Source organism: Arthrobacter sp. efr-133-TYG-120, assembly GCF_030209785.1.
Lineage (GTDB): Bacteria > Actinomycetota > Actinomycetes > Actinomycetales > Micrococcaceae > Arthrobacter.
In genome coordinates, this window is record NZ_JARVRI010000029.1 from 14750 (window position 1) to 38790 (window position 24041).

Sequence of the window (24041 nt, forward strand, 5' to 3'; positions counted from 1 at the left end):
CTGAAAGAATTTGATCCAGGGTTCAATGCAGAACAGACAGTTGAAGACAACCATGCCGCAGGTATTTTTTGTGATCGGGCCGGCGGGCTCCGGCAAGTCGAGCGTCAGCAAGCTCCTCGCCGAACACCACGGTGCCGCTTACATCGACAAGGACACCGCCACCAAGCGATTCACGGAGCTGCTGTTGACACTCGACGGCTCCGATCCGAACGAGCGCGATAATAATGAGTTCTACCAGCGGGCCATCCTGCCGCTGGAGTACGCGTCCATTTTGGACCTCACCCGTGACAACCTGAGCGTCGGCCGCTCCGTGGTCCTGGACGCACCCTTTGGCAAGTTCTTCGCCGATCCGGACTACCTCATCAACGCCGGGCGCGAGCATCATTGGCCCGAGGCCGAACTGATCGTGGTGCATGTTCGAACCGATGGGGAGGCCGTCAGGGCGCGCCTTGTAGCCCGGGGATATGAGCGCGACGAATGGAAGCTCAATAACTGGGAACAATTCTGGGCCGCATCCCAGGTCAACGCCTGTGAGTGGAAAGGTGCCCGCCACGTCGAACTCGACAACAGCGGCGACGCGATCGACGTCGGGCTTCTTGACGTTGTGTTCGGCATCGGCGGTGTTCCGACGTCCGACCCGCCGGCTTGAGCGACCGCCAAAAAAGGCTGTCCGAAGCGCGCGGCACGCCCGCTATGACGGGTTTGTGACGGTCTCCACCTAGAATTGCTGGTTGAAGCAATTCAAACGAGAGCCGCGGCGCACAACGCTGCGAATCCTAGGGGACAAGACCATGCCGGATTCCGTGGAGAACGAAGCCAGCGCCGCTGCATCTATCGAAGGGCAGCCCGAGCTTCGTCGACGCCGCGATCGCCGCCGCGAAGAGGGTGACCCCTGGACAGGAACTATGCCGATCATCACGCCGAACGATTCCGACGCACCCGCATCCACGCCTGCCCCGCTGCAAAGCAGATCGTGGGCCGAAGCGGCAGCCGCAGCCGACGCATCCACCGGAGCGGTCACCGACCCGGCCAGCGGTGACGCGAGCCGTGAGGAACCGCGCCGCGAGATCCCGGCATCCGCTCGAGCCGGACGGGCCGCAGCCGCCAATGCTCCGATTTCAGACTTCATCTCGTCCCCGGGTTCCTTCGTGAGGGAACAGAAACCGCGTCCCATCGGTGGCTTCCGCGGCATGCTCTACCGGCTGACCGGCGGCGCGTGGAACCTCGGTCCCAGCGCCAAGCAGCGTGAAGAGGACGAGCTCGCGCGGCGCATTTCCCGCCAGCTTCAAGGCAGCTACAACACCGCCGTGCTGAGCCTCAAGGGCGGGATCGGCAAGACCTCGACGACGGTCGGCGTGGGCCTCACCCTGGCGGAATTCCGCGGCGACCCGCCCTGCGCCATCGACGCGAACCCCGATTCCGGCGACCTCGTGGAGCGTGCGCTGGGCGAGGGCATCTACCAAAAGGCCACGCCGCGCACCATCACGGACCTGCTCAAGAACGTGGAAAACGTCGATTCGCTCACGGCGCTGGCCCGGTACATGCACCATGCCGGCCGACTGCACCTGATCGCCGGTGAACAGGACCCGGAAGTTTCGGATTCGCTGACCGCCGAGGAATACTTGCGGATCCGCCAGCTGATCTCGGGCTACTACTCCATCGCGCTGACCGATTGCGGTACCGGCGTCACGCACAATGCCATGAGCGGCATCCTGCAATCGGCCGACAACCTCATCATCGCCGCCGGCTACGCTGTGAGCGGTGCCAAGCGTGCCCGCAGCACCCTTCAGTGGCTTGCGAGCCACGGCTACGAGGACCTCGCCCGCAACGCGATCGTGGTGATCACGGACAAGGACGAGGTGTCGTCCCGCGTGGACAAGGATGCCATCGAGGAACACCTCGCCGGGATCTGCCGACAGTTGATTGCCGTGCCGCACGACAGGGGAGTGGCCGACGGCGACCTGGTCACCCTGGACGTCCTGCGCCCCGACACCCGGCGTGCGTACAAAGAGATCGCGGCCGCGATCGTGGACGGGTACGTGTAGCGCCTCCCTTTTCGGCGGGCCCGGCCCAACTAGCTCGCATTAGATGTCGTTTTGAGCGCTCAAAACGACATTAACTGCGAGTCAGTTGGGTGGGGCTACTTAGTTATTGCCTAGCGTGACGCCCGCGACACTCTATTACTACTTGTTTTTGCCCGGGTAAGAGCGGGTTCTTACTCGACTACTACGCGGATTGCAAATTGTCGCTTCCGCCGGGATTTCCCTAAAGTTGCACCTGGACGTCATTCGCTTTGCGGGGCGACCTCGCCATGACCGGGAACTGGGCCCGGGCATGGTGCACCCAATTCCGTGCCTTCATGACACCCTGCTGCGCCCGTCTCTGAACCCGAGGCCAGCACCCAGGAGCCTCTTTTGATTCCCAAAAAACTTGCCTTGATGTTTGCTGCCGTGCTTCTCCTCGGAGTGACGGGTGCCACGGGCGCTCGGCCTTCCGCCAACACAGCGCCCGACGCCGGCGCCGCACCAATCGCCAATGCCGCACCCGCCGCTGAGGTGGCCCCGCTCGCGACGCCGGCTCCAGCACCGCCCGCTGCCCCCACTCCAGCACCGCCCGCCGTTCCGCAGCCTGCCGCCGCTCCCGCGCCCGTCGTCGTCGTGCCCCAGGCTGCCGCCGTACCCCAAACGGATCAGGGCGGCTCCGTCAAGGTGCTCGACACCACCGCGGCCATCACCGACCCCAACTGGTTCCGCCAGGCCTACGCCGAGGGCTTCCGTCTCTACGTGATGCACTCCACCGTCTGGGGCACGTGCACTCCGTGGCAGCAGACCCAGGCCCAATTGAAGATGGCGCTCGACGCCGGCCTCAAGATCGCGGTCTACACGCGCGACGCGTCGTGCTGGTCGAACGGGATCAAAGCGGCCGGTCCGTACATGTCGCAATTGCAGTTCTTTGCCCTGGACATCGAACCCGGTGGATCCCTGGTGACGCGGGCCATGGTGGATGGCGTGCGGGGCCTCGGCGTTCGGCCCGTGATCTACAGCGGCAGCGGCATGTGGCCCGGGCTGATGGGCAACAGCACCGCATTTGCTGACGTGCCCCTGTGGGATACCGACACGAGCAATCTCAACTACGCCAACTGGGTCCCCAACTACCTGGCACCGAACCCTGTGCAGTACGGCGGCTGGAACACGGCCGGCACCATGCGTGTGGGCATCCAGCAGAAGTTCGAACATACCCTGAACGGCATCAACGTGGACCTGAACTCGTTCAACGCCAGCTTCCTGAAGTAGTCGCTGCGCTTCGTGCCCTGCGCTGCGCTAAATTCCTGACGCAGGCGGAATTCCGGGGGCGCAGGGAACACACCGTGTCGGAGAGCACGGGAGTTGTCCACATGGGGGAATTCGGTGCTGTCGCGGGCCTCAATCGCCGTGGCAGGTTCTTAGGCATGACCCGCTTGCCACGCCTGATACTCAGCCGAGATCACCTTTTTCACGGAACGACCCTCAAGGAACTCGCCCGCAGCGCCAAAACGGGTGCCTTGCATCGCGTCCGCCAAGGCGTGTACGTCGACGGCGCTGCGTGGGCAGCGCTGAAACCGTGGGAACAATACCGTGTCCAGATCAGCGCGGCGGCCGAAACCTCCAGAGCGCGGACCATTTTCGCCAGGCACTCGGCGGCGTCAGTATGGGGGATCCCCACCATCGGCCTGCATCATCCGATGCAGGCCGTGACCCTGAGGAACGACGGCGGCCGCTCGCGGGCAGGGATAACCCGCCACTACGCGGACCCCTCCGGCCTCAACGTATGTCGCCGCGAGGGACTCCTGGTGACTGACAGGGTTCGCACCGTACTGGATCTGGCAGCGTTCACCCCGTTCGTCGAAGCCGTCGCTCCCTTGGATCACGTGCTCAAATCCGACCGGAAACGGGGATTGCCTGCTATCACGAAAGAGGCGCTTCTGGCAGGAGCGGACGGAATTTACACGGCGGCGGCCATCCGGAGAATCCAAACGGCGGTCGAATTCGCAGATCCCCTGTCCGGATCCGCGGGGGAATCCTACAGCTGCGCCTTGATGCATGTCGGCGGCTTTGAGGCCCCGGTTCTTCAACGCGAATTCCGCGACGAAGCGGGCCTGGTGGGCTTTTCGGACTTCTATTGGAAGGGTGTGCGGGTGGCCGGGGAGTTTGACGGCATCGACAAGTACCTGAAACCGGAATTCCTCAAGGGACGGACCCCCGCTCAAGCCGTCGTCGAGGAGAAGCTGCGCGAAGACCGGATCCGTGCCACGGGGTGCGGCGTAGTCCGTTGGGTGTGGGCGGAACTCATGGCGCCCGGCGTGTTAGAACGGAAGCTGGCAGCGGCAGGCGTGCCCCGGCGTCGTCCGCGCGGAGGCTTTTGACGACTCGCTGGATGCCTGGCGCTGCGCGAAATGCCTGGCGCTGCGCGGAATGCCTGACGCAGCGCTAAATGCCTGGCGCTGCCGGAATTCCGTGCGCTACAGGTATTTGGCGCGTCGCAAATGGAGTGGCGGCCTAGGATGAAAGGGATGACGACAACCAGCACCGTTCAGCCCTTCAATCTCCGCAGCATCGCGTTGCCCGCCTTTGGGCCCGCCCTGCTGTTCTGTATCGGCGAAGGCGCAGTGCTTCCGGTGGTGGCATTGTCCGCCCGAGACCTTGGTGCGTCCGTGGCTGTTTCCGCGTTGGTGGTCACCTTGATCGGGCTGGGATCATGGTTCTTCAACCTGCCCGCCTCGCTGATCACCATCAAATTCGGCGAACGATGGGCCATCGTGGCCGCAGGCGCAGCCGGAGCGTTGGCCTTGTTGGCCGCAGGATTCGCGCCGCTCCTTGCGCACAACGGAATCTGGCTGCTCGCCGCGGCGATGACCGTCGTCGGGATGTCCACGAGCGTCTTCAACCTCGCGCGCCAGAAGTACCTGACGGAAGCCGTCCCCGTGATTTACCGGGCCCGTGCCCTGTCGACGTTGGGCGGAGTGACCCGGATCGGCGTGTTCATCGGCCCGTTCGTCGGTGCGGCCGTGATGCAGTTCGCTGGCATCAGCGGGGCGTATTGGGTTGGGGTGGTGGGTATGGCCGCCGCCGCGGTTCTGTCCCTCACCATCCCGGATCTCGTCTTGCCGGACGACGTCGACGGCGGCCGCAAGGGTCCGGAGCCTACCCTCCGTGGCGTTGCGGTTTCCCATGCGGGCGTGTTCCTCACGATCGGGACCGGGATCCTGCTGCTCAGCGCCCTGCGGGCCTCACGCCAAGTGGTCATCCCGTTGTGGGCGGACCACCTGGGATTGGACGCGACACACGCGTCGCTGATCTACGGCTTGTCCGGCGCGATCGACATGCTGGTGTTCTATCCGGCCGGCAAGCTCATGGACCGCAAGGGGCGCATGTGGGTCGCGGTGCCGTCCACCCTCATCATGGGCGCGGCGTTGTTCCTGATGCCGTCCTCCGCCGAGTTCGTGGGGCTCCTGCTGGCCTCGCTTCTGATCGGCTTCGGCAACGGCATCAGCTCGGGACTCATCATGACTCTCGGCGCCGACTTTTCCCCGGAGAAGGGCCGCGGGCAATTCCTCGGCCTGTGGAGGTTCATTTCCGACGCCGGTGCCACGGGCGGGCCAGTGCTGCTCTCGGCGCTCACTGCCGCAGTATCGCTCGCGGCGGGCGTCTGGGCCACGGGCTTCCTGGGCGTGGCGGCGGCGGCGGTATTCGCCGTCGCGCTCCCGAAACTCAAGCACCGCAGGAACTACTAGTCCCCAGCCGCCCCCTAGCTTCGCAAGCTCAGCCAGGGAACCCCGCGGCTGTGGGCCCACCCACCGGCTCCCTCGCCGGTGGCGGGGCCCAGACCCCCTCGCTTTGCGAGCCACCACCGGCGGTGCGGGCCCAACTGGCTCGCAATTAATGTCGTTTTGAGGGCTCAGAACGACATTAACTGCGAGTCAGTTGGGTATGCGGCTCCCAGATTCCGGTCAGGTGGCTCCGGTATGGTGAATTGGATGTTCTCAGTCATCGCGCCTCCGCATCGTGCCCCCACTGCGAATCCGACCCCTGGGAATCCCGCCAAAGACGGCGCCCCGTCGCTTGGTTCAGGGGCACAGAATCGCCTGCCGAAGAGCGACGCGAAGCAGTCCCGGCCTGATCTGGCGACGCTCACCGCACTGCGTTTTGTTGCCGCTCTGTGGGTGGTGTTCTTCCACCTTCAAGCCATGCAGCACACCTTCCTCGCCCCCGTCTACGAGCTGTTCCGACCCATCATTGCCAACGGCGACCTCGGTGTGGACGTGTTCTTTGTTCTCAGCGGCTTCATCATCACCTACACGTACCTGGACCGACTCGGCCCACGGTTCAGCTGGCGAGCTTCAGCGGACTTTGTCTGGGCCCGGTTCGCCCGGATGTGGCCCGCGTTCGCTCTGGTGGTGGGCGTGTTGGGCCTTTGGTTGGTGTATGGGAGCGCGCAGGAATCCGTGCGGGAATGGTCCCTCCAGACCGAGTCTCCCGACCTGTCGCCGTGGGGTCTCGCCAAGCAGCTGCTGATGATGCATCTCTGGTTCCAGCCGGGTACCGACGGCGCCAGTTGGTTCGGGCCCGGATGGACGGTAAGTGCCGAGTGGCTGGCCTACTTGGCATTTCCGCTGCTGGCGCTGGTCCTGTTCCGGCTACGCCGTCTCCATCCGCTCGCGGCGCTGGCCGCCTCTGTGCTCGTTCTCCTGCCGACGGCCGTCTGGGGTCCGGACTTGCCCATCGCCACGGATGAGCATCAGCCTTACGAATGGCTGCTGCGGATCGCATGCTGCTTCATTGCCGGAGCCTTCGCTTGCATCGCCGCACGCAATGCGGACCGTATGAAATTCAACGCTGCCCTGGCCGGTCCGGGCGCCCTGCTGACCGGAACCGCCGTCGTCGTCTTTCTGGCCACGGCAGGTAAACCGGGTCCGGGACGGCTGGCCGTGCTTGCCTTCCCGTTGCTCATTGCCCTGCTTAGCCTGACCCGCGGCTGGCTCCGCTCGGCATTGTCCGCCCGGTGGCTGCAGTATGGCGGGCACAGCTCCTACAGCCTTTACTTGGTCCACATGTTCTTCATCTACCTCTTCTACTGGCTCATCAGGGACTGGCCGAACGGCGCCGGACCTGTGGCGGAGAACGAGCTCGGGGTGGCATGCTTGCTCGGGATTGCCTTGGCCACCCACCTGCTGTACAAGTATGTCGAGGAACCGGCCCGACTCCGGTTGCGCGCATTGGTGCCGAAGGTCGGTGCCGCGAGGCCGGGGGCGTGATGCCGTGCGTGAACCTCAGCCGCGCGAACTGAGGAACGCGATGGTGTCCGCTGCAACTTGGTCCGGACACTCCCACAAGACCAGATGCCCTACCCCGGGATAGACCTTCAACACGGCGCCTGATATTCGCGCCGCCAAGGCCTCTTGGTGCCTTCGAGGCAGTACGCCGTCATGCGCGCCCCACAGGATCAGGGTGGGCGCGAGAATGGTTCCTAACTCGGTGGGCGGAGTTGCCGTACGCAAGCCATTGAGGATGAGCTTCCACGCATGCGCGGGCATCCTGAGTCCGTCGCGCACCCGGTCCTCGATAAACCAAGTGGGAACCGCATGCAGCAGTGGGAACCAAGCCAAGGAATTCCGGACCCAGTTCTCGTCGACGGGGTCCTGCAGAGTGGCGACTTCATCGGCGAAAGCAGTCCGACCCCGAAGGCTCAGCGGCGAGCCAACCAGCACGAGCGCCGCGACGCGACCAGGGTACGCGATGGCTAACTGCTGGGCCACGTAGCCGCCGCTCGAGGAACCAAGAACGGACGCCCTGTGCACACCGAGCGCATCCAGGATGGCTGCGGCGTCCTCGGCCTGCTCCGCCAACGAATAGCCGAGCTCCGGTTTCTCGGCGTCGCCCTGCCCGCGGAGGTCGGGCGCGTAGACCCTGAAGTCCGTCAGCAGGGGTACAAGGCGGTCGAAACTACGGCGGGATTCGCCCCAGGCGTGCAGAAGCAACACCGGCTTCGCATCGGCGTCGCCATGGACCAAACACGGAACCCGAATACCCGTGGTGAGCCTGAGATCCAGGACTTCGGCGCCCATAGCATCAGGGTACGCCTCGCCGCACTAAGGTGACTGCCGCCGTCCGGCATTCAGACCAAATAGCCAAGTGGCCGCGACCGTCGCCAGATAACCGGTGATGACAATCAAGGAGACCCCGGCCCAGAAGTAGTGGGTGGTGCTCTCCTGCCCGAAACCGCTCGCGATTCCGATCAGCGAGTACACCGCAACGGCCGCGGCCACCACGCCCGCGAGGGTCGACAGCGAAAGCCACAAACGCGACGACGCCCAATGGTCACCGCGGCCGTCCTGGACGTTCCAGCGCTTTCCCGTGCGCAGCACCAGCCAGCCGGCCGGCAGCATGACCGCTCCCACCACGAGGAACGCGGCGACGACGTCGGCGGGCCTGTGCCACTGGTTGATCAAGGTGGAAACTCCGGCCGCCACAGCGAAAGTGCCACCGAGGAACCCCGCCAGGGGCCGCCAGCGGGGCGACACCACCAGGAACACCGCAGCAGCCGCAGACGCCGCGAGCGTGGTGTGACCGGAGGGCAGCGAGTTCAGTTCAATGGTCTGGACGCCGCGGAACGGCCTGTTCGGGAACCAGTCCTTGAGGAGCTGGGTGGCCAGGTTTGCCGCGACACATGCGGCCACCGCGATCCCGGCGGACTTCCAGCGACGGCGCATTAAGGTGACGAAAAGAACGACGACGGCGGCAATCGCCACCGAGGTGACCGGCAGCCAATCGAGGAACTGGGTGGTCGCCCGCTCGGTGGGACCGTTGATGGTCGCGGCCTCCACCAGGGCGGATTCGTCGATGTACTGTCCGGTGGTGGTGCGAACAAAAAAGTAGTAGGTGGCAACGAATGCGGCCATGCATGCCAAGGTTGCGAGCACAAAAAGCAAGCCCATCCCAGCGCTCGGCCAGCGCCTAGTAGCGGTTCCACGTGTGGCCGGCAGCCGGCTCGTCTTAGGAAAACTCATTGCTTTCAGGGTGTCATATTTGGCTGGGAGGATCACTTTTGCTCGGCGAGGAGCTCCTCGTAGAGCGTCAAGTGTTCGGCGACCATGCGCTCGGCACTGAAGTAGTTTTCCGCGGCGTGGCGGCACTCGGCGCGATCCAGCGCGGCGGCGGCGATGACTGCCTCGGCCAGCTCCGGAGGGCTGGAACGAAGGTAGCCCGTGACGCCCTCGGAGACGATTTCCGGGGCGGATCCGCGGAATGTTGCCACCACCGGAGTCCCGGTCGCGAGGGACTCGATCATGGCCATGCCGAAAGGTTCATCCCACTGAAGCGGATTCAGCAAGGCCACGGACCCGCCCAGGAGGACGAACTTGTCCGCAGCGTTCAGCTCGCCGAGGTATTCGACGTCGGGCCCCAGCAGCGGCGCGATGACCGCGGCGTAGTACTCATGTTCTTCCGCGCTGTACATCTTGGCCGCAATTCGCAGCGGTACCTGGGCCAGGCGGGCGGTCTCTATTGCTTCCGGCAGGCCCTTTCCGGGATGCATCCGGCCGAGGAAGCTGGCGTAGCCGCCGTCGCCGGCTCCGAGCGGGACGGATTGCGTGTCGATGCCGTGGTGGATGACCCTCCTTATCTTGATTCCGGGGGCAGTTTCCGCTTGATGGTGCGAGATGGCAATGATCGCGGTGTCTGTGGCCATGGCCTGGTAAATGTCATGGTTTTCTTCTGAAAACGGAAGGTGCGCCGTTGCGACGATGGGCGTTCCCTCCGGCCGATGCCGGTACAGCGGCCCCGCCAAGGTGTTGTCGTGGATGAGGTCGACGTCGTGCATGGCCGCGAAGGCGTACACGCTGTGGCGGAGCTCGTCCGTCCCGTTCCCTATCCGGGAGCCATCGGCAAGCGGCGGGCCGGGGACCTTGTCCACTGGACACGTGCTTCCGGACGCCGCCGCGAGGAGCACATCGTGGCCCGCGGCCGCCAGGCCGCGAGCGAGGATATCGATGATCGACTCCGTCCCCCCGTATGCAGGCGGTGGGACTGGAATCCAAGGCGGCGCAACCAAGCCGATGCGCACCTAGTGCCCCCGCCGCAGACCAGAGGTGACGTGGTGGACATCCAAGAGATCGGACAACGGCTTGCGGGCTTCGCGGTGCAGCGCGACATCCTCGGGCAGGTCCGTGACCCGTGTTTCTCCGTTGACCACCTCCACGGAGATCCGGGAGCCGGCAAGCGGGATGTTCCGCATTTTGATCCGGCCGAAGCCTTCGGGAACCACCGGTGCCAGCCAGAGGCCGCCGTGAGTGAGGCAAGGATCGAAACGGAGCAATACGCGCAGCAAGTGAACAGGTGTGGCAGCGGCCCACGCTTGCGGCGAACAGGACGAAGGGTAGGGGACGGGCGTCCCGTAGGTTTTCCTGTCCAGGCCGCAGAACAACTCCGGTAGCCGTCCGTCGAACGCCTCGGCCGCATCGAGAAGGCCCGTGACGAGGCGCTGGGACTCTTCGACGAAGCCGTAGCGCATCAATCCGCCGGCAATGAGGGCATTGTCATGCGGCCACACCGAGCCGTTGTGGTAGCTCGCCGGGTTGTAGGCCGCCATGTCCGAGGCCAACGTCCGGACGCCCCAGCCCGTGAACATTGTGTCCGACATGAGCCGCTCCGCGACTAACCGAGCCTTGTCGTCGTCGACGATTCCGCTCCACAGGCAGTGACCCATATTGGATGCGCAGGCGTCTACCGGCCGCTTGTCACGATCGAGGGCGATGGCGAAATAGCCGCGTTCAGGGAGCCAGAACTCCTCGTTGAACTTTCGCTTGAGTTCGGCCGCCCGCGCGCCCCACACCGCAGCCAGCTTCAGGTCGCCCTCCTCCTGGGCCATCAAGGCCCGGCTGAGATAGGCGGTGTAGACGTAGCCTTGGACTTCGCACAAGGCGATCGGCGGCTCCGCCAATGTGCCGTCGGCGAAGTTGATCCCGTCCCCGGAGTCCTTCCAGCCTTGATTGAGGAGGCCATGGTCCGTGGCCCGCGAATACTCAACGAACCCGTCGCCGTCGGCGTCTCCGTAGTCGCGGATCCAGTCAAGGGCCCGGTCCACCGCCGGCAGAAGGGACTCCGAGACCTCGGAATGGAACCCCCAGCGGGTGAGCTCCCCCGCGAGCGTGACGAACAACGGGGTGGCATCCACTGAACCGTAGTACGCACTGCCGCCGCCAAGCGCGAGGCCTGTCGTGGCGCCCAGGCGCACCTCGTGCAGGATCCGGCCCGGCTCCTCTTCGCTGAGCGGATTGACGGTCCGGCCCTGATGGTCGGCCAAGGTTTTGAGCGTTCCCAACGCCAGGGACGGGTCCAGTGGAAGGGTCATGAAGGACGTCAGGAGGGAGTCCCGGCCGAAAAGTGCCATGAACCAAGGCGATCCTGCGGCCACCACCGTCCGTCCAGGATGGTCGGGGTCGAAGATCCTGAGGGAACCGAGGTCTTCCCTGCTCCGGGCCAATGCTTTGTCGAAGGCCTGGTTGGCAAGCTCCGTTATGGGAACCCTGCCGTGCCACTCCTGAAGCCTTTCTTCAGGAAGATCGTAGGCGCGCTGGTGGCCCCAAACCTGGGCGTCCGCCTCGGGTCCAACTCCGTCGATGCGGGGCGTGGCCGTCACACCCGTGGACCAATGGCCTTGGGGCTCAAGAGAGATGTCGTAGCTGACGACGTCTCCGTCAACCTCGGAATTCGGTGCGTCAATGGTGACAAGTACGTGCCGCCCCTCCCGCTGGGACTCGAGGACTAACGAACCGTCACTGGCCCGCGTCAAATGCACGCTCTCGTGGCGTGCCCGGCCTTCCTTCACTTCGAAGATGTCCGCAAAGTCCGCATTGACCGTGAGTGAAACCGTGGCGTGGGTGGGCTTGCTGGAAAAATTCCTGATCGTAATCTCTTCGTGCACCCCGCCGAACAGGCTCCGCCGGCGCTCGATCAGGAGATGGCTGTCTGCCAAGCCATCGGTGCGAGACGCTCGGCCGACGAAATCGGCGCGATAGGGCTCTGGGACAGGGGAACCCAAGGCCTCGATGGGGTGGCCGTTCACCTCCAACGCCCAGTTCGAAACGAACCGTGTGTCGCGGAAGAACATCCCGTGCGGGCGCAGTTGGTCCATATCGCCGTTGGCCGCCGAGACGCAAAACGATGTTCCTGCCAAAAGTGTCACGGCACCTGCGCCGGCCGAACCTGCGAGGTTCTCGGCATTCCAACCTGTCATTAATGGGCTCCAAAGCTAGGGACGGGGGAATGGGGCAGCTTGCTTCAGCGTATTCGCCGCGTCTTCGGAAGTGAACCCTCCTGCAGATATGGGGGCTCTTGGGTGGACGCTCGCTCGGATATGGCGGGTTGTGGGTGGACGCTCGCTCGGATATGGCGGGTTGTGGGCCTGGGGTTGGGCGCGGTTGGTGAGCGAGGGTTTGGCCCCTAGGCCACATAGGTGAGCGAGGGTTTGCCGGTTTCGCCTTGTATCCGAGCGAGCGTCCGGGAAAAAGGGCACATACGTGAGCGAGCGTTTGGTCAAAAGGGCACATAGGTGAGCGGGCGTCGGGGACAAGTGAGGGAGCCGTAACACGAATGTGACGCTTGACACGTGTTAGGTGATGGATTTACGCTACCTAACACGTGTTAGGAAGGAATTGGACATGGCAGGAAGCAATGGGACGCTGCGTGAGATCTCACGCAGGACAGCCCTTGGTGCCTTGGGTGCGGGAATTGTCGGAGCAACAGTGGCGTCGTGGCCGCGGTTGACCGGCATGGACATCCCGGGCCGCGGGGACAACAGCCTTAGCATCGCCATCTTGGGAACCGCAGCGGACGCAGCCGCCCGCCAGCGGGTCATCGATGCATTCGCGAAAGTGCACCCGGAGATCAAGGTGAAGGTCCAGGCCATCCAGGCCGCGGACTGGAAGGACTTCTTCACCAAGATCCTCACTATGGTGGCAGCAGGAACGCCACCGGATGTGGTCTACGTGGCCACGGAAGGTGCCCAGCTCTTCGCCGAGAAACTGGCGCACCCCTTGGACGAGTACCTTCGCCGCGACGCCGCGGACATGAAGGAGTACTTCGCGGACGTCCACCCGAGCCTCGTGGAGGCGTTCATGTACAAGGGCAGCCTGTTCCAGCTTCCCATCGACTGGAACGCCGCCAACATGTACTACAACACCTCGGCGCTCCAGCAAGCCGGACTCGAACGTCCGGCAGACAACTGGACCCAGGTGGATTTCCGGAGCACCTTGGCTTCGATGCGCAAAGCGAGGCCGCAGGACTTCACTCCGTACTACTGGACCAACAGGCTCTTCGGTGGCGTGGTGCCCTGGCTCTATGCCAACGACACCAGCTTCCTCAAGGAATCCAAGTCCACCGGCGGCGAATGGCTCTGGGACAGCTTCTACGCCCAGGATCCGTCACGCGGGCTGCGCTCCGGCGGCTACCAGTGGCTTGAGCCCAACGCGGATGACCCGCGGGTGTACGAATCGTTCGACTACCTCCGCGGCCTCGTCAAGGATGGCCTCGGCGTTCGTCCCGAGGAGGGCGGCGGAAATTCACTCGTCGGGCTGTTCGCCTCCAACAGGATCGGCATGACCCCGGCCGGCGGCTACTGGGTGGAAGGCCTCCACGAAGCCGGAATGAAGGAAGACGGCTTCGACGTCCAGTTCTTCCCGCGGTGGCGCACCCAGCGGCACCAGTTCGGCACTGCCGGCTACGCCATCATGAAGACCGCCAAGGACAAGGACGCGGCGTGGGAGTGGCTCAAGTTCGCTTCCAGCCTGGAAGCCATGCGCTTGGTCTTCCCGACGCCGAACACCACCCCGGCGCGCCGTTCCATGGTCAACGAGCAGTTGTATGCCGGACGCGGACCCAAGCATTGGAAAGTCTTCTACGACACCCTCGACAAATTCCCCACCACAGGTCCCATTCCGGCACCGCCCCAGCAGGCCGCCGTCGAGACCGCCCTGATGAAAAATGTATCCCTGGCCGTCAGCGGTGATGAGAACCAGCTCAAGCAGGCCCTCGCCTCCATGCAACGCGACCTTGAGATCGCCTTGAGGAGGCAGGCATGAGCACGGCAACAACGGGCACGTCCACCAAACGCCGCAACGGCGCGGGGCCCAAGCGCCGAAACGGCGCCGGAACCGGGGGTGAGACTACCGGAAGGCAGCGTCAACGCTGGCTGCCCTGGGCGTTCCTCGCTCCCACCATCCTTGGCATGGGGCTGTTCACGCTCGTGCCGATCGTTGCTTCCGTGGTTCTCGCTTTCTTCGGCTGGGACATTATTTCGGCGCCAAGTTTCGTCGGGTTCGACAACTTCGCCGAAGTGGTCCAGGACCCCACGGTGCGTGTTTCGTTCCTGAACACGATCCTGTTCGTGGTGGTAGCCGTCGCGCTTCAGCTCGGCCTCGCGCTAGCACTGGCGATCATGGTGCAGGAGAAGCTCCCGGCCTGGCTTCGTGTCTTCTTCCGCAGCGCCTTCTTCTTCCCGCTGATCCTGTCCGCGGCGTCGGTGTCCATCTTCATGCGCTACCTGTTCAACGAACAGTTCGGCGTGGTCAACTGGCTCTTGTCCTTCGTCGGCATCCCCGCCGTCCCCTGGCTGACGACGCCGGCCGGTTCTGCCGCCGTCGTGATCCTCGTGTACGTGTGGCAGAACTTCGGGTTCTCGTTCCTGTTGTTCATCGGCGGACTGGCGTCCATCCCCACCGAAACGTACGAGGCCGCGTCGATCGACGGCGCCACGGGCTGGCGCAAGCACCTCCACGTGACGCTGCCCCTCCTGAGCCCCACCACCTTGGTGGCGTCCGTCATGGCGATCATCAACGCCCTGCAAGTGTTCGACCAGCCCTACGTCCTCACCCGCGGCGGCCCAGGCGACGCCACGCGCACCGCAGTGATGGTGATCTTCGAGTCCGCGTTCCAGCGCCTCGAGTTCGGCCAGGCCTCGGCGATCGGCGTCATCCTCACGCTGATCATCATGGCCATTACCGCCGCCCAGTTCCGGCTCAGCAAACGATTCGTCTTCTACCAGTAAGGCCCGCCATGACTACAACCTCAACCCAGCGCGCCGCCGTCGATCGCTTGGCTCCCCAGCGGCCCGCGCCGCGAAAGAAGCGGAACTGGAGCATGGCGGGACGAATCGTGCTGCTCCTGATCGCGTCCGTTTTCATCCTCGGTCCGGTGCTGTGGACCCTGTCCACCTCGCTGCGGCCACCGGCGGAATCGTTCCAACTGCCGCCGTCGTTCCTTCCCCTCAACCCCGATTTCTCGTCGTACGACCAGGTCTTCAAGCAGCTCAACATCATGCTTCTGGTCCTCAACAGCGCCCTCGTGACGGGACTGATCGCCGTCGGGCAGATGTTCACGGCGGCGCTCGCCGGTTACGCGTTCGCGAATCTCAAGTTCCGCGGCCGCGGGGCACTGTTCTCGATTGTGCTGGCCACCATGATGGTCCCGGCGCAGGTGACGATCGTTCCGGTCTTCATGCTGATCCGCGGCATCGGTCTGTCCGACACGCTCCTCGCGCTCATCCTTCCGGCGATCCCGACGGCGTTCGGCACCTTCCTGATGCGGCAGTACTTCCTGGGGCTCCCGGCCGATTTGGGCGAGGCCGCCGCGATCGACGGAGCCTCGCCGTGGCGCACGTTCCGTTCCGTGTATGCGCCGCTGGCGATGCCGGGCATGGCGATCGTGGGCATCCTGGCCTTCAATTACCACTGGAACGAGTTCTTCCGCCCGCTCATCCTCACCATCTCCGAGCAGAACTTCACGCTCCCGCTGGGCCTGGTGTCGCTGCAGGGCAACCTGGGCACGGGCAGCATCTCCGTGGTGCTGGCAGGCGTGATCCTCTCCATGATTCCCGCCCTGGTGGTGTTCATGTTCGGCCAACGCGCCTTGCGTGACGGACTCACCGCCGGCACCGGCAAATAGCCTCTACTTCCCTGAAAGGACTTCGATGACGGACCTCATTTCGTCCGCCCCTGCACTCGCCGCGGCGGCCACCCACCCGGACCCGGCTTTCCCGCGCTTCCACCCGCGGCCGGCGCACGGCTGGATCAACGACCCCAACGGCGTCAGCTACATCAACGGCCGCTACCACGTGTTCTTCCAGTTCAACCCGGAATCGGCACGACACCACCGGATCCAGTGGGGCCACGTGAGCTCCCCGGACCTGGTCCACTGGGATGAACACCCCGTCGCGCTGCGCCCGCAGGATGGCGGGCCGGACGAGTTCGGCTGCTGGACCGGCGTAGTGACCGACGACGGCGGTGTCCCCACCGCTGCGTACTCCGGCGTGCGGGGCGATGGTGGTCACTCCCAGGTGGTGATTTCCCGGGGCTCGGCGGACCTGGTGTCCTGGGAACAGGATGGCCACATTGCCGCTTCCATGCCGGACGACGGCCTTGTCACGGCCGTGCGCGACCCCTTCATCTTCCACTTCAACGGCAAGCGCTACGCCATGCAGGGCGCCGGGCTGGCCAATGGACATGCTGCTTTGCTGCTGTACACGGTGGAGGACATGTCCGACTGGAAGTACCAAGGCATTTGGCTGACCACGGAAAACCCGGTGGCGGCTGCGCAGACGCCGGCTGAGATCTGGGAGTGCCCGCAACTGGTCCGTGTGCCGTCCGACGAGGCGGCGTCCGACGGGGACGACACCTGGGTCATGATGTTCTCCCTGTGGCTCTCCGGGGATGACCACGAGCACGCCAACGGGGTGGGGCACCTGATCGGCTCGCTCGCCGAGGACCCGTCTACCGGGCTGCCGGTGTTCGTCCCGCGTTCCGGCGGCAGGTCCGACCTTGGCAGGGACTTCTATGCTCCGCAGATTGGCCAGCTGGATACTGCGTCTTCGTCCGGCTCGGAGTCGGAGCCGCGTGCCCTGCTGTGGGGATGGGCCAACGAAGGCCCGGGTCGTGATGGCCGGCGTGGCCGTTCGCAGGACGAGATCGACGCCGCAGGCTGGGCAGGCGTCTTAACCCACCCGCGCTTCCTCTCGGTTGAGGACGGCGCATTGGTGGTTGCTCCGGCGCCGGAGGTGGACGCTTACCGGGGTTCCTTGGCTGCGGGTGGGGCTTCCGGGGTGGTTGACTTGCCGCCGTTTGCCGAGGCAATTGTGACGGCTGGGACTGTTGCTGGAGCCGGTGAGGTTCGTCTGGTCCTGGCCTCGGGCGCGGAACGGCAAGTCGTGTTTGCGGGGGCGTTGGCCGAGGGCGAGGAACTCCGCATCTTCGTGGATGCTTCCTTGGTGGAGGTGTATCGGACAGGTTCCGTCGCCACGACACTCCGTGCCTACCCTGCCTTGGGCGAGGAATGGATCCTTGAGCTTCCCGAAGGTGCGGCCGCGGAGGTCTGGGAACTGAAGCTGCCGGAATAGGCGGCAGGCCGCCGTCGGGCACTCAACTTTTGACCACTTTTGGCCGGTGCTGCAGTCCGGGATCCCCGTATTTCCGCGGATTCCCGGGCGGCGGCCCGGCCAAAAGTGGTCGGATCTAGATGGCAGGTACCGGTCCCGTGGACTCTCTGACGACCAAACGGCAGGGAACCATGGTTTCCAAGCCGCCGTTGGCCTCGAAACCGCCGCCGCCGCCCGTCGTCGGTCGCCGTGCCGGGTCCTCAATCTGCCCAAGCAACATGCTCATCGCGACCGCGCCCATTTCGCGCAAGGGAAGCGCCATGGTGGTGAGCGCAGGGACCATGGTGGCCGCGATGCGGGACTCGTCGTCGTAACCCATAATCGAGAGGTCGCGCGGTACGGAAAGGCCCAGCCGCGCCGCAGCCAGGGCGACGCCGATGGCGAGCCGATCGTTGGCGCAGACAATCGCCGTCGGGCGATCGTTGGCGGAGAGCAGTCTTATGGCGCCATGGAAACCGTCGTTGATGTCCCAACCGGCCATGAACACGCGGTCTTCGCGGACGGGGATGGCGGCCTTGGCCATTGCCTCCCGATGCCCCACGATGCGCAGGGGCACAGCCGGTGAGGTGGCGGCCCCGGCGAGGAATGCGATATCGCGATGGCCCAGCTGCAGGAGGTGCTCTGTGGCTTCCCGACCGCCGGAAACTTCGTCGGGGATCACGTGGTGCAGCCGTGGGGCGGGGCTGCTGTCGTAGCAATTGGCCAGCACGGAGGGGACCCGCAGCATGCCCTGGGGGACGTCGAGCGGCTTCAAACCGACCGTGACGTACATCAGCCCGTCCACTTGCCGGTCCAACAGGGTCTCGACGGCGCTCTCGTCACGGGAGGCGTCGCGCTCGGTGTCCATCACCACCGTGACAAAGCCGTGGGCGCGGGCGACGTCGTCGGCGCCACCAATGATGTTGCCATCGAACGGGCTCACCACCACCTCGTCCGACACGATGCCGATCACGCGCGTCCGCTGGTTCCGCAGGCTCAGGGCGATGGGGTTGGGGGAGTAGTTCAGGTCCGCAGCGGCCTGCCGGATGCGGTCCTGGCTTTCCTTGGCCACGTTGCCGTCTCCCCGGCCGTTGAGCACCAGCGACACCGCACTCCGCGAGACGCCCGCCCGTTTGGCGACGTCGAGTGCTGTGGCCTTGCGCTGCATGCGGGCTCCTCCGGCTGTGGTTCCGATTCTTGCTGCATTCTACCTAACGCGTGTGAGGAGTGGTTCCGGTCCACGTTCCCCGCGTTCCCCAGCCCGACGCTCGCTCACTTATATGGCCTTCCAGCCGAACGCTCGCTCACATCATGAGCGAGCGTCGGCCGAAAACACCCCAAAGGTGAGCGAGCGTCGGGCTGGGGCGCGTGCCACGCCGGCCCCACGACGCCGGACGGCCCCACGACGCCGGACGGCCCCACGACGCCGGACGGCCCCACGACGCCGGGCGGCAACCCGGCGTAGCCGGCTCGCCCCGCCCTAGGAACCGACCCGGCGCCGCCCCACGCTACAGTGAAACCATGCCTCCGTTCCCCACCCTCGACGAGCTCCTTGCCACCGCAAAAGTGGTCAGCCTGCCGATGCGGGTCAAGTTCCGGGGCATCACCGAGCGCGAGACCCTCCTGTTCCGCGGACCGGCCGGATGGGGCGAATTTTGTCCGTTCCCTGAGTACGGCGACGCCGAGGCCGCGCGCTGGCTCGCCGCCGCCGTCGAAGCCGCATGGCAGGGTTTTCCGCCGCCGCTGAGGGACACCATTCCCGTCAACGCGACCGTCCCCGCCGTGCTGGCCGCCCGGGTGCCAGAGGTCCTGGAGCGCTTCGGCCGCGTGGACGCCGTCAAGGTCAAGGTCGCCGAGCGCGGGCAGGAACTGGCCGACGACGTCGCGCGCGTCACCGCAGTCCGGGACGCCCTGCCGGACGCGGCGATCCGCGTGGACGCGAACGCAGGCTGGGACGTGCCGCAGGCGGTTGAGGCACTCGGGCGGCTCTCCGCCGTCGGGCTCGAGTACGCCGAGCAGCCCGTGCCCCAGATCGAGGGCCTTGCCGAAGTCCGCCGGCGGCTCGTGCAGCAGGGCACGCCCGTGCTCATCGCCGCCGACGAATCCGTGCGCAAGGAAGACGATCCCCTCAAGGTGGCCCGCGCGGGCGCGGCGGACCTGATCGTGGTCAAGGTGGCGCCGCTCGGGGGAGTGCGGCGCGCGCTGGACATCGTAGCGAAAGCCGGGCTTCCCGCCGTCGTGAGCTCTGCGCTGGACACCTCGGTGGGGATCCGCGCGGGGCTCGCGCTCGCCGCCGCGCTGCCGGAACTGCCGTACGCGTGCGGGCTGGGGACCGTGCGGCTGTTCGCCTCGGACATCACGCATGATCCGTTGGTGCCCGACGACGGCGCGATCCGGGTCCGCGAAGCCGTCGCCGACGAGGGGCTGCTGGAGCGGTATGCGGCTCCCGCTGAACGTCGCGAGTGGTGGCTGGACCGGCTCCGTCGCGTGCACGCACTCCTTGAGGCATAGATTGCTGGGAAAAGGCTGGGAATTCACCGGAACTTAACCGGAGCGTCCTCTCGGATTCCGATAGCGCTGTAAGGGTTGGGAAATCACTCAATCCCCGGAGGTATTTCCCATGTCTGAATCAACCAAGCGCAAGTTCGACTTGCTCCCCATGCTCGGCCATACGAAGGGCAAGCGCAGCCCCGTGACGTGCGCCCTGAAGTGCGACAACGCCTGCTCGGGCGAGGTGTGCAATACGAGTTCCAACGCCTACTTCCGCGACATCGCTTCCGCAGCCGTGTCCCGCCGCGCCGCCCTGGGCTTCGGCGCCGTCGGTGCGCTCGCCGTCGTACTGGGCGGCAGCCTTTCCGGAAACGTTCCCGGCGGCGCTGACCTGTCAGCGGCGGCGAAGACGGGCTTCGACAAGGCCAACCTCAAGTTCGCGCCGATCAAGCCGGTCGACTACACCGTGGACGCGTTCACCGTCCCGGATGGATTCGCGTGGCAGCCGATCATCCGTTGGGGCGATCCGCTCTTCGCAGACTCGCCGGCCTTCGAGCTGAACGGCCAGACCGCGGCAGCGCAGGCCCGACAGTTCGGCTACAACAACGACTACACGGACATCCTGCCCATTCCGGATTCCAAGGACCGCCGTGCCGTGCTCTTCACCAACCACGAGTACACCAACGAGAACATCATGTTCCCGGCAACTTTGGCGGCCGCGGAGGCGCGCGCGATCGGGCGTGCCGCACACGGGCTCACGGTTGTGGAACTTGAGCGCAAGAACAAGAACAAGCCGTGGAATTACGTCAAGGGTGCGCCGCTCAACCGCCGCTTCCTGACCGACACCACCTACGAACTCACCGGCCCCGCCGCTGGCACGGACTTGGTGAAGACCATCGACGATCCCTCAGGCCGGAAGATCAAAGGCACCCTCGGCAACTGCTCCGGAGGCACCACTCCCTGGGGCACCATCCTCTCCGGCGAGGAAAACTTCAACGGCTACTTTGTGGCTCCCGGCACCTCGGCGGGCGACAAGCGCTACGGCCTCTCCAACAAGGCAACGGCCCGTAAGTGGGAGCTGGATGAGCCGCGTTTCAACACCAACAACGCCGGCTACGCCAACGAGTCCAACCGCTTTGGCTGGATCGTTGAAGTCGACCCGTTCGACCCCTCCTCCACACCCAAGAAGCACTCCGCCATGGGCCGCTTCAAGCACGAGGGCGCCAACGTGATAGTTGCCGACTCGGGCCACGTGGTGGCGTACATGGGCGACGACGAGCGCTTCGACTACCTCTACAAGTTCGTCTCCAAGGGCAAGTACATGCCCGGCGACTCGGCCGCGGCACGCCGGAGCAACATGGACCTGCTCTCCGAGGGCGACCTCTACGTGGCCAAGTTCACCGGCGACTCTCCGGCGTCGGAGATTACCGGCAACGGCGCGCTTCCCTCCGACGGCGCCTTCGACGGTTCCGGCGAGTGGCTTCCCTTGGTGGTCGGCGGCGTCTCCGCAGTTCCGGGCATGTCCGTTCCTGAGGTCCTGGTCTACACCCGCCTCGCCGCGGACAAAGTCGGCCCCACCAAGATGGACCGCTGCGAAGACGTCGAACCCAACCTGGCCACCGGCAAGGTCTACGTGGTCTGCACCAACAACTCGGACCGCGGCAAGCCTGGAAAGGAAGGCGCCACCGAGGTCAACCCGCGCACCCTCAACCGGGACGGCCACATCGTGGAAATCACCGAAACCGGCGACCAGACGTCTACGCGCTTCAAATGGACGCTCCTAATGGTTTGTGGAGACCCCGCCAAGAACTCCTCGACCTACTTCTCCGGCTTCCCGGTCGACAAGGTCTCGCCCATTTCCTGCCCGGACAACGTCGCTTTCGATTCGGCAGGCTACATGTGGATCGCCACTGACGGCGCGCCGTCGTCGATCGGGTACGCGGACGGCCTCTTCAAGGTCACGCTGGATGGCAGCGAACGCGGCAAGGTTGAGCAGTTCCTCGCCGTGCCGCGCGACGCCGAGACGTGCGGACCGATCGTGCACGACGACGAGCGGACCGTCTTCGTCGCCGTGCAGCACCCGGGTGAGGAAGGGACGTTCGACGCCCCCCACTCCTTCTTCCCGGATTACGTGGGCGCCGGAGCCGCCCCGGCCGCCGGCCAGGTCCGCGCCCCGCGTCCGTCGATCGTGCAGGTGTTCCGCGCGGACAGCTAGCCTGCTCCCTTTCCCGACGCCTTCCCGACCAACGCACCGCCTGACGCTCGCTCACGTATGTGGGTCTTTCGGCCGACGCTCGCTCACTCTCTTCAAGGGAGTGAGCGAGCGTTTGGGGTTTTGGCCCTATAGGTGAGCGAGCGTCGGGAGGGAGGCGCCGCTAATAGACTGGTGCGGTGACTTCGCAAGGCTCCCTGAGCTCCCTCGCCGCTGCCCGTATCGCCGTCAAGGCGTTGCTCGACGGCGGTGTGCGGCACGTGGTTATCTCTCCCGGTTCGCGCTCGGCACCCATGGCTTACGCACTCGCCGAGGCCGAAGCGGCCGGGAATGTCCGCCTCCTGGTGAGGATCGACGAACGTTCGGCCGGTTTCACGGCACTGGGTTTGGCCCTGTCGACGGGAGCCCCGGCGGCCGTCCTGACCACCTCGGGCACCGCCGTCGGGAATCTTTTGCCTGCGGTCATGGAAGCCAACCACGCCGCCGTGCCCCTCGTAGTCCTTTCGGCCGACCGCCCGGCCGAGCTCCACGGCACCGGCGCCAACCAGACCACCATCCAACTGGACCTCTTCGGCGACCACGTTCGCTTCGCCGTCGACATCGCCGCGGGCAGCAACCCGAAGCGGGCCGTCGAGACCGCCATCTACGCGGCCACCGGCGCCCTCGCGGACACGCCACCCGGGCCGGTGCAGCTCAACCTGGCCTTCCGCGAGCCGTTGGTTCCCGAACCGGGCGAGGCGCTGCCCGCCACCAAGGGCCACGGAGTTTTCCACTACGATTCCGGTCCCCAACCATTGAGCATGCCCCCCGCTCCCGCTGAACTGACCGAGCGGCGGACGGTGGTTTTGGCAGGGCACGACGCCGGTCCGGTCGCCGAGGCGTTCGCCCGTGCCCACGGCCTTCCCTTGCTCGCCGAGCCCTCCTCCAACGCGCGCTTCGGTCCCAACGCGGTCGGCCCGTATCGCCTCATGCTGGACAACTTCGGGCCCGGGTCTGCTCTGCCGATCGAGCGGGTGGTAGTCTTCGGGCGGCCTACGCTGTCCCGGCCCGTCGCCGCCCTCCTGGCCCGCAACGACCTCCCCGCCGCCATGTACGAGCCCGTTCCGGTGGCCTGGTATGAACATGGCCGGCGTCGCGAGGAACGCTTCGATTCCCTGGCTGAACTGGCAGGGTTCGCCGGCCGCGGCTCTGATGATTGGCTCGACGCCTGGCTCCTGGCCGGCGCGGCGGCCCAGCACGCTCTCGACGGCGTCCTCGAGGCCGAGCTGGCGACCAACGGACCCGCCGTGGGAGCCGTCGTCTGGAAACACGCGCGCGGGCAGCTGGTCCTGGGCTCCTCCAACGGCATCCGCGACGTCGACCTCGCCGGACAGCCCGGCCCCGAGCCCCTCGCCACGGTGTTCGCGAACCGCGGCCTCGCCGGCATTGACGGAACCATCTCCACGGCCACAGGAATCGCCCTCGGAGCGGGCCGCGAAACCACCCTCCTCCTGGGAGACGTCACCTTCCTGCACGACGCCGGCGGCCTCCTCCTCGGAGCCGGCGAACCCGGACCGGACCTGCGCATCGTGGTCCTCAACGACGCCGGCGGAGGCATCTTCGGTCTCCTTGAGCACGGCAAGGTGGAGGACGACGGCGGTTACGGCACCGCCGTCGAGCGCCTCTTCGGCACCCCGCACAGCGTGGACATTTCAGCGCTCGCCGCGGCATACGGCGTCGGGCACACCTTGGTGCGTACGACGGCGGAGCTCGCCGCAGTGCTTGCCTCGCCTTTGAAGGGGCGCAGCATCGTGGAAGTACGCACGGACCGGTCTGGGTTGCGTCCCTTGCACGCGCGCATCAAGGCCGCAGTGGCTGCGGCAGTATCCCAGGTGCTCCTCGGGGCGTAGATGTTCGGCCC

General features: G+C 65.6%; 18 protein-coding genes. 13 read left to right on the forward strand and 5 right to left on the reverse strand.

Annotation, left to right across the window (positions count from 1 at the left end; genetic code table 11):
• The first annotated feature begins 52 nt into the window (after positions 1-52).
• From QRN51_RS16540 to QRN51_RS16565, 6 genes are all read left to right on the forward strand, one after another.
• Complete coding sequence (locus tag QRN51_RS16540) at positions 53-649, forward strand: P-loop nucleotide/nucleoside kinase family protein (protein WP_113990515.1); 597 nt, start codon at positions 53-55, stop codon at positions 647-649.
• A gap of 256 nt (positions 650-905) precedes the next feature.
• A complete protein-coding gene (locus QRN51_RS16545; protein ID WP_502870876.1) occupies positions 906-2045 on the forward strand; it encodes a MinD/ParA family ATP-binding protein in 1140 nt (379 codons plus the stop codon).
• A 369-nt stretch (positions 2046-2414) separates the two neighbouring features.
• On the forward strand, positions 2415-3293 hold the full coding sequence (locus QRN51_RS16550) for a glycoside hydrolase family 25 domain-containing protein (RefSeq protein WP_284990938.1): 879 nt from the start codon (positions 2415-2417) through the stop codon (positions 3291-3293).
• A gap of 155 nt (positions 3294-3448) precedes the next feature.
• Positions 3449-4402 carry a hypothetical protein gene (locus QRN51_RS16555; RefSeq protein ID WP_284990939.1) on the forward strand — a complete coding sequence of 318 codons (954 nt, stop codon included), beginning with the start codon at positions 3449-3451 and terminating at the stop codon, positions 4400-4402.
• A gap of 147 nt (positions 4403-4549) precedes the next feature.
• The gene (locus QRN51_RS16560; protein WP_284990940.1) at positions 4550-5770 is read left to right on the forward strand and encodes an MFS transporter; all 1221 of its coding nucleotides are present in this window, start codon (positions 4550-4552) and stop codon (positions 5768-5770) included.
• Between the two features lie 243 nt (positions 5771-6013).
• Complete coding sequence (locus QRN51_RS16565) at positions 6014-7291, forward strand: acyltransferase family protein (protein ID WP_284990941.1); 1278 nt, start codon at positions 6014-6016, stop codon at positions 7289-7291.
• A gap of 15 nt (positions 7292-7306) precedes the next feature.
• Here the strand turns inward: QRN51_RS16565 and QRN51_RS16570 are convergent, their stop codons facing one another.
• The 4 genes from QRN51_RS16570 to QRN51_RS16585 all read right to left on the reverse strand — a co-directional run bounded on the left by QRN51_RS16570 (position 7307) and on the right by QRN51_RS16585 (position 12270).
• The gene (locus QRN51_RS16570) at positions 7307-8101 is read right to left on the reverse strand and encodes an alpha/beta fold hydrolase (RefSeq protein ID WP_284990942.1); all 795 of its coding nucleotides are present in this window, start codon (positions 8099-8101) and stop codon (positions 7307-7309) included.
• A 24-nt stretch (positions 8102-8125) separates the two neighbouring features.
• Complete coding sequence (locus tag QRN51_RS16575) at positions 8126-8971, reverse strand: phosphatase PAP2 family protein (RefSeq protein ID WP_284991068.1); 846 nt, start codon at positions 8969-8971, stop codon at positions 8126-8128.
• 104 nt (positions 8972-9075) lie between these two features.
• Complete coding sequence (locus tag QRN51_RS16580; protein WP_284990943.1) at positions 9076-10098, reverse strand: glycosyltransferase; 1023 nt, start codon at positions 10096-10098, stop codon at positions 9076-9078.
• Positions 10099-12270: an amylo-alpha-1,6-glucosidase gene (locus QRN51_RS16585; RefSeq protein ID WP_284990944.1), complete on the reverse strand. Its 2172-nt coding sequence runs from the start codon at positions 12268-12270 to the stop codon at positions 10099-10101.
• A 424-nt stretch (positions 12271-12694) separates the two neighbouring features.
• Here QRN51_RS16585 and QRN51_RS16590 point away from each other — a divergent pair, with 424 nt between their 5' ends.
• The 4 genes from QRN51_RS16590 to QRN51_RS16605 all read left to right on the forward strand — a co-directional run bounded on the left by QRN51_RS16590 (position 12695) and on the right by QRN51_RS16605 (position 17421).
• Positions 12695-14113 (forward strand): extracellular solute-binding protein, encoded by a 1419-nt coding sequence (locus tag QRN51_RS16590; protein WP_284990945.1) that lies wholly within the window; start codon positions 12695-12697, stop codon positions 14111-14113.
• Positions 14110-15078 (forward strand): carbohydrate ABC transporter permease, encoded by a 969-nt coding sequence (locus tag QRN51_RS16595; RefSeq protein WP_284990946.1) that lies wholly within the window; start codon positions 14110-14112, stop codon positions 15076-15078. Before QRN51_RS16590 ends, QRN51_RS16595 begins: the two co-directional genes overlap by 4 nt.
• Before the next feature lie 92 nt (positions 15079-15170).
• A complete protein-coding gene (locus tag QRN51_RS16600; protein ID WP_253257148.1) occupies positions 15171-15974 on the forward strand; it encodes a carbohydrate ABC transporter permease in 804 nt (267 codons plus the stop codon).
• A 25-nt stretch (positions 15975-15999) separates the two neighbouring features.
• Positions 16000-17421 carry a glycoside hydrolase family 32 protein gene (locus QRN51_RS16605; protein ID WP_284990947.1) on the forward strand — a complete coding sequence of 474 codons (1422 nt, stop codon included), beginning with the start codon at positions 16000-16002 and terminating at the stop codon, positions 17419-17421.
• A gap of 115 nt (positions 17422-17536) precedes the next feature.
• Here QRN51_RS16605 and QRN51_RS16610 read toward each other — a convergent pair whose 3' ends face one another.
• Positions 17537-18607 (reverse strand): LacI family DNA-binding transcriptional regulator, encoded by a 1071-nt coding sequence (locus QRN51_RS16610; RefSeq protein WP_284990948.1) that lies wholly within the window; start codon positions 18605-18607, stop codon positions 17537-17539.
• A gap of 353 nt (positions 18608-18960) precedes the next feature.
• Between QRN51_RS16610 and QRN51_RS16615 the strand changes: the two genes are divergently transcribed.
• The 3 genes from QRN51_RS16615 (at position 18961) to menD (ending at position 24030) form a co-directional block, all read left to right on the forward strand.
• Positions 18961-19950, forward strand: coding sequence for an o-succinylbenzoate synthase (locus tag QRN51_RS16615; RefSeq protein WP_284991069.1), 990 nt, complete (start codon positions 18961-18963; stop codon positions 19948-19950).
• A gap of 109 nt (positions 19951-20059) precedes the next feature.
• Positions 20060-22144, forward strand: a complete 2085-nt coding sequence (locus tag QRN51_RS16620; protein ID WP_284990949.1) for a PhoX family protein — start codon at positions 20060-20062, stop codon at positions 22142-22144.
• Between the two features lie 176 nt (positions 22145-22320).
• On the forward strand, positions 22321-24030 hold the full coding sequence (gene menD, locus QRN51_RS16625; protein ID WP_284990951.1) for a 2-succinyl-5-enolpyruvyl-6-hydroxy-3-cyclohexene-1-carboxylic-acid synthase: 1710 nt from the start codon (positions 22321-22323) through the stop codon (positions 24028-24030).
• Positions 24031-24041 lie beyond the last annotated feature (11 nt).